The sequence below is a fragment of the Bacillus sp. NPDC094106 genome (genome assembly GCF_044764345.1).
GTDB lineage: Bacteria > Bacillota > Bacilli > Bacillales > Bacillaceae_G > Bacillus_A.
Genome location: NZ_JBIWHY010000019.1, coordinates 97,497 through 108,252, shown reverse-complemented (window position 1 = coordinate 108,252; position 10,756 = coordinate 97,497). Strand labels below are relative to the sequence as shown.

General features: G+C 35.1%; 11 protein-coding genes. 8 read left to right on the top strand and 3 right to left on the bottom strand.

Going from position 1 to position 10,756, the window contains the following annotated elements; genetic code table 11:
- Positions 1-234: 234 nt before the first annotated feature.
- The 3 genes from ACIQ7L_RS23100 (at position 235) to ACIQ7L_RS23090 (ending at position 3,515) form a co-directional block, all read left to right on the top strand.
- The gene (locus ACIQ7L_RS23100; RefSeq protein ID WP_400571968.1) at positions 235-1,512 is read left to right on the top strand and encodes a helix-turn-helix domain-containing protein; all 1,278 of its coding nucleotides are present in this window, start codon (positions 235-237) and stop codon (positions 1,510-1,512) included.
- Positions 1,509-1,637 carry an NprX family peptide pheromone gene (locus ACIQ7L_RS23095; protein WP_400571966.1) on the top strand — a complete coding sequence of 43 codons (129 nt, stop codon included), beginning with the start codon at positions 1,509-1,511 and terminating at the stop codon, positions 1,635-1,637. The genes ACIQ7L_RS23100 and ACIQ7L_RS23095 overlap by 4 nt, the downstream gene beginning before the upstream one ends.
- A gap of 177 nt (positions 1,638-1,814) precedes the next feature.
- On the top strand, positions 1,815-3,515 hold the full coding sequence (locus tag ACIQ7L_RS23090; protein ID WP_400571964.1) for a M4 family metallopeptidase: 1,701 nt from the start codon (positions 1,815-1,817) through the stop codon (positions 3,513-3,515).
- A 28-nt stretch (positions 3,516-3,543) separates the two neighbouring features.
- Here the strand turns inward: ACIQ7L_RS23090 and ACIQ7L_RS23085 are convergent, their stop codons facing one another.
- On the bottom strand, positions 3,544-4,095 hold the full coding sequence (locus ACIQ7L_RS23085) for a TVP38/TMEM64 family protein (RefSeq protein ID WP_400571962.1): 552 nt from the start codon (positions 4,093-4,095) through the stop codon (positions 3,544-3,546).
- A 144-nt stretch (positions 4,096-4,239) separates the two neighbouring features.
- Here ACIQ7L_RS23085 and ACIQ7L_RS23080 point away from each other — a divergent pair, with 144 nt between their 5' ends.
- The 5 genes from ACIQ7L_RS23080 (at position 4,240) to ACIQ7L_RS23060 (ending at position 8,196) form a co-directional block, all read left to right on the top strand.
- Entirely contained in the window at positions 4,240-4,542 is a 303-nt protein-coding gene (locus tag ACIQ7L_RS23080; protein WP_400571960.1) for a metal-sensing transcriptional repressor, read from the top strand.
- 16 nt (positions 4,543-4,558) lie between these two features.
- Positions 4,559-6,949: a heavy metal translocating P-type ATPase gene (locus tag ACIQ7L_RS23075; RefSeq protein ID WP_400571958.1), complete on the top strand. Its 2,391-nt coding sequence runs from the start codon at positions 4,559-4,561 to the stop codon at positions 6,947-6,949.
- A gap of 89 nt (positions 6,950-7,038) precedes the next feature.
- Positions 7,039-7,242: a copper chaperone CopZ gene (copZ, locus tag ACIQ7L_RS23070; protein ID WP_335359406.1), complete on the top strand. Its 204-nt coding sequence runs from the start codon at positions 7,039-7,041 to the stop codon at positions 7,240-7,242.
- A 109-nt stretch (positions 7,243-7,351) separates the two neighbouring features.
- Positions 7,352-7,870: an RNase A-like domain-containing lipoprotein gene (locus ACIQ7L_RS23065; protein ID WP_400571956.1), complete on the top strand. Its 519-nt coding sequence runs from the start codon at positions 7,352-7,354 to the stop codon at positions 7,868-7,870.
- A 53-nt stretch (positions 7,871-7,923) separates the two neighbouring features.
- Complete coding sequence (locus ACIQ7L_RS23060) at positions 7,924-8,196, top strand: hypothetical protein (RefSeq protein WP_400571954.1); 273 nt, start codon at positions 7,924-7,926, stop codon at positions 8,194-8,196.
- A gap of 1 nt (position 8,197) precedes the next feature.
- On the opposite strand, the gene ACIQ7L_RS23055 is transcribed toward ACIQ7L_RS23060, so the two are convergent.
- Together ACIQ7L_RS23055 and ACIQ7L_RS23050 are read right to left on the bottom strand one after the other, a co-directional pair.
- Positions 8,198-9,454 carry a VanW family protein gene (locus tag ACIQ7L_RS23055; protein ID WP_400571952.1) on the bottom strand — a complete coding sequence of 419 codons (1,257 nt, stop codon included), beginning with the start codon at positions 9,452-9,454 and terminating at the stop codon, positions 8,198-8,200.
- A 246-nt stretch (positions 9,455-9,700) separates the two neighbouring features.
- Complete coding sequence (locus ACIQ7L_RS23050; RefSeq protein ID WP_400571950.1) at positions 9,701-10,717, bottom strand: LCP family glycopolymer transferase; 1,017 nt, start codon at positions 10,715-10,717, stop codon at positions 9,701-9,703.
- Positions 10,718-10,756: the final 39 nt, after the last annotated feature.

The following is a 10,756-nucleotide window of genomic DNA, read 5'->3' as shown; positions in this document are numbered from 1 at the left end:
ATGTCCTTTACAAAGGGTACAGATTAGAGTGTAGGTTACTTTTTATTCTGCATAGCAGGGATGTAGATGTCGAAAAATTAAAATGGATTTATATAGGTAAGAAATTTAGTAGTTTAGGGGAGAATGAAATGAATTACTGGATATTTTTTAGAAAATTTAAATTTATTAATTTATATTTTCTTTAGTTTTATGTATTATTAAAGTAGTGAGGGTAATTAAGAATGGAGGAGGACAATGCAACAATCGCTAGAGAAAATTGGAAAACAAGTTTTTTATAAACGGCTACAGCAAAAAATGACACAAGAAGAATTATGTCAGGGCATTTGTTCCGTCTCATATTTAAGTAAGATCGAAAATGGAAAGATAGAAGCATCGGAGGAAATTTTGCAGCTGCTCTGCGCGAGGTTAGAGATTGCTGTGTCGGATTTGAGAGATGTAGAAGAAGAAGTAAAAGAGAAGTTGGATGAGTGGTTAAATGCTTTAATTCATTTGGACAAGCAACAGGTTGAACGCATATATAATGATTTGCAAAATGAAATACAGCATGTTTTAGATTTTGAGATCATAAATTATTATAACTTACTGTATACGCGTTATTTAATTATGAAAAGGGATCTCCCGGCACTTGAAGAAGAACTAGAGAAGTTGAAGAAGATGTATAAGAAGTATTCGCCATTTCAGAAATTGTTGTACACGTATAGTAAGGCGTTATTTTATTGCATGCAGTATAAATATAAACAGGCGCTGGAGTACCTATTAGACACAGAATCTATGGCGAAAGAACAAGGGTACTATGAAACTGGAATTTATTATAATTTGGCGCTTACGTATAGTCAGATGGAAATTGATCATATGACACTGTATTTTGCTAATATTGCGTTAGAAGGGTTTCGAAATGAGTATAAGTTTAGGCATGTAATTAATTGTCAACTTTTAATTGCTTTTAGTTATATACGAAAAAAACAGTATAGTGAAGCTATGGGAATTTATAATCATATTTTAAGAGAGGCAAATTCTTTCGCGGATAAAGATAATATTATGTCAATTGCTTTAAATAATATTGGGTATTTATATTATCGTCAAAATAATTATGCGAAGGCGAAAGAATATTATTTAAAGTGCCTGCAGTATAAAAAGGAAGAAGATTTAAATTATATTGATGTTATGTATGAAATTTCTTTGCAATGTGTCCAGTTAAAAGAATTTGAGGAAGCGAGAGGATGGATTGAAAAGGGAATTTCCGCCGCCAGAAAAGATGATAGATATAAAAGTTTATTGTATTTATTATTAATTCTTCAGTATAAATATTTTGAGAAAAAAGAAGTTTATAAGAAGTTTTTAGAAACAGAAGCGTTACCTTTTTTTAAAGCTGAAAAGAATATTAAAGATTTAAAGAAGGTGTATTTAGAACTTGCTGAATACTTCGAAGAATTGTTGGAATTTCAAGAAAGTAATCGATATTATAAATTAGCAATTATTCTGTTAGAAGAAGAGGGAGGAGTTATAGTATGAAAAAGATGATCTTAGGAACATTTGTGATTATGACTGTGTTGGCGGTAGTATTCGACGTGCAGTATGCTTGGAAACCAGATAATTATGGTCAAGAAGTTAATTCGTCTCAATCAGTAAACTTATAATAACATTGAGAAAGGCCCTTTCCAAACGGAAAGGGCCTTTCTCAATAATTGTTCTCCAAAATTCTACAAAACTTGAGAAATAAATTATTTGAATTTTTAATATATTAATATTAGAAACTTAATGCTAATATAAAATTACTCTTTTTCAAAAAAAATTTTTATTAGGGGGAAGGTTATATGAAAAAGAAGAGTTTAGCATTGGTGTTAGCGGCAGGGATGGCAGTTACAACATTTGGAGGGACAAGCTCTGCATTCGCAGATTCAAAGAATGTGCTCTCTACAAAAAAGTACAATGAAGCAGTACAGTCACCTGAGTTTATTTCGGGTGATTTAACTGGGGCAACTGGAAAAAAAGCAGAATCGGTTGTGTTTGATTATTTAAATACGGCGAAGCAAGAGTATAAGTTAGGGGAAAAGAGTGCTGAGGATTCCTTTAAAGTGAAACAAGTGAAAAAGGATTCTGTAACTGATTCAACAGTGGTGCGTATGCAACAAGTATACGAGGGGACACCTGTATGGGCATCTACTCAACTAGCGCATGTGAGTAAAGATGGTTCATTAAAAGTATTATCTGGAACGGTTGTACCAGATTTAGACAAGAAAGAAAAACTAAAAAATAAGAATAAGATTGAAGGCAAAAAAGCGATTGAAATTGCACAACAAGATTTAGGATTAACACCGAAGTATGAGGTAGAGCCAACAGCAGACTTATATGTGTACCAAAATGGTGAGGATACAACATATGCATATGTTGTAAAATTGAATTTCTTAGATCCGAAACCAGGAAACTATTATTATTTCATTGAGGCAGATAGCGGTAAAGTATTAAATAAATACAATACAATTGATCATGTAACAGGTGAGGATAAATCACCAATTAAGCAAGATGCTGTAAAGCAAGATGCGAAGGCAGTTGTTAAAACTGTAACGGGAACAAATAAAGTTGGGACAGGTACAGGTGTATTAGGGGATACAAAATCCATCAATACTACATTATCTGGCTCCACTTATTACTTACAAGATAATACACGCGGAGCACAAATTTTCACATATGATGCGAAAAACAGATCTACACTACCTGGAACGCTGTGGGCAGATACAGATAATATTTTCAATGTAAAATATGATGCAGCTGCAGTAGATGCTCATTATTATGCAGGTGTAACATATGATTACTATAAAAATGCATTTAATCGAAATTCTCTTAATGATGCAGGGGCTCCGTTAAAATCAACGGTCCACTATGGAAGCAATTACAATAATGCCTTCTGGAACGGTTCACAAATGGTATATGGAGATGGTGATGGAGTTACATTTACTTCATTATCTGGCGGAATTGATGTAGTTGGACATGAATTAACGCATGCTGTTACAGAAAATAGTTCAAATTTAATTTATCAAAATGAGTCAGGTGCATTAAATGAAGCGGTTTCTGATATTTTTGGTACATTAGTAGAATACTATGATAATCGTAATCCAGATTGGGAAATTGGAGAAGACATTTATACGCCTGGTAAAGCAGGGGATGCACTTCGTTCCATGAGTGATCCAACAAAGTATGGTGATCCAGATCATTATTCTAAGCGTTACACTGGCTCTAGCGATAACGGTGGTGTTCATACGAACAGCGGAATTATTAATAAAGCGGCTTATTTACTAGCAAATGGTGGTACACATTATGGTGTAACTGTGAATGGTGTTGGTAACGATAAGTTAGGAGCAATCTATTATCGTGCAAATACACAATATTTCACTCAATCTACTACATTTAGTCAAGCTCGCGCTGGTTTAGTCCAAGCGGCAGCTGATTTATATGGCGCAACTTCTGCAGAAGTTACAGCGGTGAAGCAATCCTATGATGCAGTTGGTGTGAAATAAATAAAAAAGGAGCAAATTGCTCCTTTTTTTATTTATTTTTTTTTTGCTTTTTCCATATATACAATAATCCAATACAACCGGCAATTGCTATAATCCACTTTACTTCACTTGTTCCGTTCATGACATAGTATGCAGAATATACTTCGATGAGTAGTGCTGGTATTTTACCAATGGTACTTGCAATGCTGAAAGAGAATAATGACATTTTTCCTAAAGCTGCAAATAAGGTAACAATGCTTGATGGAATGAATGGAACAAGTCGAAATGATAGAACGAGCAAAAATGCTTCTTTGCCTTGTACATAAAGAAGACGCTCTGCTTTGGGATAATGGTTCATTTTGTTATGGGTAAATTTTTGAAGCCCTAGTCGATAGAAATAAAATGAAACAATTGCGCCTAATGCCTCACCTGTGATCGAGATAATTGTTCCGTCTGTTAATCCGAAAAGCTGTATGTTAATTGCAGTTAAAAATATGCTTGGGATAACCCCAAGTAAGCTAATAATGATATTGAATAGGATGCTGAGTGGAATTGCAATTGTGTAATGCTCTGTAAGTAAATCTCGAATTATTTCTTGCATGTAGTTTTTTATCCTTTATCTTTTTTAGCATTACACCACATTTAGAGAATATAGGCAAGTATGGATTTTTATAAAAATTCAATTAAAAACTTGCAATAAAATACCCCTTACGGGTATAATGTATGCATAGGAGGGGGTATATTGATGGAGCATTGTTCAAATCATGAAAAGATGGTTCCAAGAACGGATGAAGAAATTGAGAAAGTTGTAAAACGTTTAAGAAGAATTGAAGGTCAAGTTCGGGGTATTCAAAAGATGGTTGAAGACAATCGCTATTGTGTAGATGTACTTATTCAAGTTTCTGCGGTGCAAGCAGCGTTAAATAAAGTTGGTTTTTCATTGTTAGAGCGTCACACAAATCATTGTGTAGCTAAAGCGATTCAAGAAGGTAATGGAGATGCATCTATCCAAGAGTTAATGAAAGTCATCAAACAGTTCTCGAAATAGGGAGGAGATGGACTGTATGAGTAAAACAAAACAAATAACAGTTGGTATTGAAGGAATGACATGTTCCGCTTGTTCTGCGCGGATTGAGAAGGTGTTAAATAAACTAGATGGTGTAAAAGCAAATGTGAATTTAGCGATGGAACAAGCAACTGTTCAATACGATGAAGATGAGCAAACTGTAGAGGTGATTACAAGTCGTATTGAGAAATTAGGATATGAAGTTCGAACGAAAAAAATAAATTTAGATATTGAAGGAATGACATGTGCTGCGTGTTCAAATCGTATTGAAAAAGTAATTCGTAAAATGGAAGGGATCGAAAATATTACTGTTAATTTAGCGATGAACACTGCAACAATCGTATATAAAGATGGTCTTATTACAATAGAAACTATTTTGGAAAAAATAACGAAATTGGGGTATAAAGGTAAGCTTCAAGGGGAATCTGGGTCTAATAAAAAAGAAGAGCAATTAAAAGGGAAACGAAAGCAGCTGTTTCTTTCTATTCTGTTATCATTACCGCTTCTTTATACAATGATGTCACATATGCCCTTTGAAATTGGGCTACCGATGCCACACTTTTTAATGAACCCGTGGGTACAATTATTATTTGCAACACCAGTACAATTTTATATAGGTTCTCAATTTTATGTTGGGGCATATCGCTCGTTACGAAATAAGAGTGCGAATATGGATGTACTTGTTGTACTTGGGACATCAGCGGCATATTTTTATAGCCTATATGAAGGATTGAAAACATTACAGAATCCATCGTACTCACCGCAGCTTTATTTTGAAACAAGTGCAGTACTTATTACGCTAATTCTGGTCGGAAAATATTTTGAATCAGTTGCGAAAGGAAGAACAACAGAAGCAATTTCAAAATTATTAAATTTGCAAGCAAAGGAAGCATTGGTTATCCGTGATGGAAATGAAATGTTGATTCCAATTGAAAGTGTTGTCATTGGCGATACAATTGTTGTAAAACCGGGCGGGAAAATACCCGTAGATGGTATAGTGTTATCAGGTACATCCTCGGTTGATGAAGCAATGATTACAGGTGAATCTATTCCTGTGGAAAAGCAAGCTGGAGATGCCGTAATAGGCGCAACCATTAATAAGAACGGTACGTTAACAATGCGTGCTGAAAAAATTGGGAAAGATACAGCACTTGCAAATATTATTAAAATTGTCGAAGAAGCTCAAGGATCCAAAGCGCCAATTCAGCGTATGGCAGATACAATTTCTGGTATATTTGTTCCGATAGTGGTAGGTGTTGCGGCAATTGCTTTTTTCATTTGGTATTTCGCGATTACACAACAAAATTTACCGCAATCACTTGAAGTTGCGATAGCAGTATTAGTAATTGCTTGTCCTTGTGCACTTGGTTTAGCAACACCAACATCTATTATGGTTGGTACTGGAAAAGGAGCAGAAAAAGGTATTCTCTTTAAAGGTGGAGAGTATTTAGAAGCAACACATAAAGTTAATGCGGTTTTACTAGATAAAACAGGAACTGTTACAAAAGGAAAACCGGAAGTGACGAATGTTATGAGTTTGCAGGATGATATGTTAACATTTGTTACGTCAGCAGAAAATGTTTCAGAACATCCATTGGCATCTGCGATTGTAGAATATGGAAAGCAAAAAGAAATTACTTTATTATCTGTAGAAGATTTTCGGGCAGTACCTGGACATGGGATAGAAGCTCTTATAGAAGGTAAGTCAGTTATTATTGGAACACGAAAATTAATGAGCAAACACAGTATTCATATAGCGGAGTATGAAGAAGTGATGAGCAAGCAGGAAGCTGATGGAGAAACAGTTATGCTTGTAGCGATTGCAGATCAATTTGCAGGAATGATTTCTGTGGCGGATACGATAAAAGAAAGTTCAAAAGAAGCCATTCATGCGATGAAATCTGCTGGAATTGATGTCTATATGGTAACAGGTGATAATAACCGAACTGCGGAAGCAATTGCAAAGCAGGTGGGTATTGAGCATGTTTATGCAGAAGTATTACCGGAGCAAAAGGCGAATATTGTGGAACAATTACAGCAGCAAGGTAAGTGCGTAGCGATGGTTGGAGATGGAATCAATGATGCGCCAGCATTAGCAAAAGCAGATATTGGAATGGCAATTGGAACAGGAGCAGATGTAGCAATTGAAGCAGCTGATGTTACATTAGTTGGAGGCGACTTAGGACACATTCCACAAGCGATTGATTTAAGTGAAAAAACAATGAAAAATATTCGTCAAAATTTATTCTGGGCTTTATTCTATAACGCAATTGGTATACCGATTGCAGCAAGTGGCTTATTAGAGCCTTGGGTAGCCGGAGCAGCGATGGCATTTAGTTCTGTTTCCGTTGTAACAAATGCTCTTCGGCTGAAGCGTGTTAAAATATAAATTGAGGATAGGTTTTTAGGGTAATACAACCTATTATAGTTGTACTACTAATAATAAATAACGGCTTTATAATTGAGGAGGAATTCAAAATGACTGTAACATTAAATGTACAAGGTATGACATGTAATCACTGTAAAATGGCTGTGACAAATGCATTACAAGAACTAGCTGGTGTAAACAGCGTAGCAGTTGAATTACAGGCAGGTACAGTAGAAGTTGAATACGATGAAGCAAAAGTCAATGTAGAACAGTTAAAGGATGCAATTGAAGAGCAAGGGTATGATATTGTATAAGTGAAATTTTTATATAAAGAACGTGTGGGATTTTGGAATTCTACACGTTTTTTTATGGGAAATTGACTTTTGCTGAAGTTATGATAATAATCATGAAAGAGGTGATATGATGAAACGATTGGGTAGTATTTTCCTTAGTGCGTTACTTGCAATGATCCTTATTTTAAGTGGTTGTGCGGGAAAAGAACAGAAAAAAGCAGATTTAAAAGAAAGCAACTCAGCATCAGTAGAAAAAATTAGTGACAATATTTTAGATGAAATGGAAGGTCCACCGAAAAACGGTCATACGATAGAAAGACACGTTGGAAAGACAGAAGAACAGTTAAAGGAAAGATTACGTACAGATAACGTATCAGCTGCAAGTACATATTACGATAAAGAAACAGCAACAAAAGCTGTAAAAGATAGTTTAAAGCAACATGAGCAGGAAATTGAGAAGTGGTTAAAGAACTCCAAAGAAAATCGTCTTGTGTTAAACACAAAACACTCATTTCCTGTTGGGAAAGCAGTATTAAAGAAAAATATGAGTGTACAAGACAAGCTTGTGAATACAGTTACTGTTTTAGCAAGGGATAAATCAGGATTATTAGGATTTAAGATTATTACTTCCTATCCATCAGATAAGTAGAACTTTAATCAGTGGGCCGCAAATAGCGGGATAAATAAGAAAGGAGGAGTAGCATGTATCAAACACTACAATATTTTTTTAAAGCATATTGTACGTTAAGTGTGCATGAAGAAGAAATAGTAGATGTAATGACAGAGTTTTTAGAACAAGAGGAACGAGAAACCATTGAGAAGTTAGAGCGGGAATTATCACATATGCAGGAGAGGGAAGCATGGGAAAAAGGGTGTGTATTGGCTGCTAAGCATGGAAAACGCATATGGTCTTTAGAAGAAACAAAAGATCGTATGGAGACATTTATACAGTTATTACAAAACAAAAAGGCGTGAATCATCCCGCCTTTTTATATACACTTTTTGAAATTTGACCATTTGAAATGACTTCACCGTCTTTTGTTACTTTTTTATATGTGACAGCAGTGATGTTATTCCCAGTGTCACTAATTACCTTGGATGAAACTTCCACATCTTTTCCAGTTGGTGTGCCGAAAATACGGGTAGTGATGCTACTACCATTAGAAACTGCTTGAATGTAAATGTATTTGCCAGTATTATTTTTGAATTTTAAATCAGGCCCATAATCTGCTACAGCAGCATCTTGCCCAAGTGGTAAATAATGAACGGGCATAGAGTGATTACTCCGAGCGACAACTCCTAAATCAGCACGTAATGCAGCCCCATATAGCGTACTACTTACTTGACAAACACCGCCACCAGCGCTTTGTACAACTTTTCCCTGTAAGTATACAGCGGCGGATTTATAACCATGTGCTGCATCTGTAATACCAACTCGTTCGTTGAAACTAAATGTTTCATCAGGTGCTACAATTACTCCGCTTAAAGTATTAGCAGCTTTACTTACATTAAAGGATTGACTTCCGTTTCGCCCAGCCATAGGAGTGGAATACTCAGCAATAACTTGTGTAATACCCATATTTTGCACGTCTTCTGTAGAGCGTTCGGGTTTTATTGAGGCAATCGGAAGCGTAATATCTTGTGTACCAGCAGTAATTGCTTGCTTAGTTAAGTCCGTTAATTTTTCTTTATCAATTTTTTCACCATTTTGACTTTGACTAATGTTTACAGTTGTTCCTGAGACACTTAATTCAGCATTAACAGGTTTTTTTAAGGTTTCAGTATATTTGTCTTTTATAAAAGCTTCATAAGTAGCCGTATTTAACTGCGGTTTCAATTTGTAGTCGCGGTTTAGTTCGCCGCTTTCAGCTTGCTTTCGCATTTTATAGCGATCCATAATATTGCCTTTTTGTTCTTTGAAAATACTTTCAACAATATCTTTTTCTTTATATTCTACACCTAGGTCTTTCCATGTATAGGCTTGTGTATCGTCTTGGAATGTGTAGTTGAGAGATTTTTTGTTTAGCTCATCTACTTTTTGTTGGATAATTTCTTGAACTTCTTTTTTGCTCTTTCCATCAAGAGAAATACCTTCAAATGTAGTATGTGGTAGTACAGTCGCATCTAGTTGTGTATTTAATTTCGATACGTATTGATAACCACTAATTCCACCTGCACAAAGCAATAGGCCACCAGCAACGGCAGAACCGATAAGTAACTTGCGTAGTTTCATTTAATGCCCCCCAGAAATTAATGTATAAATTTATATGTATTCTGTTTTTCATATAATAATGATGCAAATAGTATTAGGTATGTACTAGTATACTATTATTTTCACTTAAAGTGTAATAAATATATAAAGATTGTTACATTTTTGTAACAATTGTCACTTTTTGTCGTTATTTGCGAAGGGAAATAAGGGGAGGGGGGATGAAAATCATAACAAAAAGGCTGCTAGAATTCTCCAGCAGCCTTTTTGTTATAATTTTTTATGCTCACTTTTATTCGTAACACCGAGATGTTGCTGTAATGTGGTGGATATATCGTGAACACTCTTTTCGTCAGGAATGTAGTAATAGATACCATCTATATATTTATCGGAACCTTTTACTTGAAGCTTGTCCAACTTTAAATTTGAGCCCATTAAATTTGTTGTAATAGTCATCATGTCATCAAAATCCAGGTTTGTTTTTAGATCATGATCAACAGCATCTAATAAGTCACCAATTTTATTAATGGAATTGATGGATAGCGCTTTTTGAGCAATAGCTTCTAAAACAAGCTCCTGGCGCTGACCACGCATATAGTCGCTATCAATGTGACGAGTTCTTGCTAAAGCAAGTGCTTCCTCACCATTTAAATGTTGGCGTCCTTTTTTTAGATGGATAGCATCTGGCTCGTCTTTACTGTTTTGTTCTGTAAATTCAACTGGAACGTCTACATCGATGCCACCAAGAGAATCGACAATTTTTATAAATGATTTAAAGTTAAATTTAACATAATAATCAACAGGAACATTTAAAAAGTTCTCCACTGTATCAATTGTACTATCAACACCGCCAAATACATGAGCGTGTGTAATTTTATCTTGTTTATTACGGGATTTAATATAGACACGAGAGTCGCGTGGAATACTAACAAGTTTTACCGATTTATCGTTTTTATTAATCGTGGCAAGTAATAGCGCATCTGTACGGGTTGCTTTGCCATAGTCTTTTTCACGAATATCACTCTCATCAACACCCATAATGAGAACAGAGACATTATCTGTCATAGGTTTCACAGCTTTTTCACGTTTACTGGATTTATCTCCTCGATCTAACTCAGAGTATGCATTGTTTACAACGGATTTTGCTTTGCTGTATATATGGAAGAAATAGCTCCCGCCCCCGATTGTTACGATAAGTAATGGAACGAGAATGAACCATAGCAGGCGTCTATTTTTAAATCGCCTCTTTGAGGTTCTGTTATTTTTTTCTACATCGGATTTTATCATATGTTCTCCTTTAAATCTTTCAGTTTGTATATTTTCTTA

What these genes read in the sequence shown, in the direction of transcription:
- ACIQ7L_RS23100 (WP_400571968.1), top strand. Translation starts at nt 235, where the DNA reads ATGCAACAATCGCTAGAGAAAATTGGAAAACAAGTTTTTTATAAACGG.
- ACIQ7L_RS23095 (WP_400571966.1), top strand. Translation starts at nt 1,509, where the DNA reads ATGAAAAAGATGATCTTAGGAACATTTGTGATTATGACTGTGTTGGCG.
- ACIQ7L_RS23090 (WP_400571964.1), top strand. Translation starts at nt 1,815, where the DNA reads ATGAAAAAGAAGAGTTTAGCATTGGTGTTAGCGGCAGGGATGGCAGTT.
- ACIQ7L_RS23085 (WP_400571962.1), bottom strand. Translation starts at nt 4,095, where the DNA reads ATGCAAGAAATAATTCGAGATTTACTTACAGAGCATTACACAATTGCA.
- ACIQ7L_RS23080 (WP_400571960.1), top strand. Translation starts at nt 4,240, where the DNA reads ATGGAGCATTGTTCAAATCATGAAAAGATGGTTCCAAGAACGGATGAA.
- ACIQ7L_RS23075 (WP_400571958.1), top strand. Translation starts at nt 4,559, where the DNA reads ATGAGTAAAACAAAACAAATAACAGTTGGTATTGAAGGAATGACATGT.
- copZ (WP_335359406.1), top strand. Translation starts at nt 7,039, where the DNA reads ATGACTGTAACATTAAATGTACAAGGTATGACATGTAATCACTGTAAA.
- ACIQ7L_RS23065 (WP_400571956.1), top strand. Translation starts at nt 7,352, where the DNA reads ATGAAACGATTGGGTAGTATTTTCCTTAGTGCGTTACTTGCAATGATC.
- ACIQ7L_RS23060 (WP_400571954.1), top strand. Translation starts at nt 7,924, where the DNA reads ATGTATCAAACACTACAATATTTTTTTAAAGCATATTGTACGTTAAGT.
- ACIQ7L_RS23055 (WP_400571952.1), bottom strand. Translation starts at nt 9,454, where the DNA reads ATGAAACTACGCAAGTTACTTATCGGTTCTGCCGTTGCTGGTGGCCTA.
- ACIQ7L_RS23050 (WP_400571950.1), bottom strand. Translation starts at nt 10,717, where the DNA reads ATGATAAAATCCGATGTAGAAAAAAATAACAGAACCTCAAAGAGGCGA.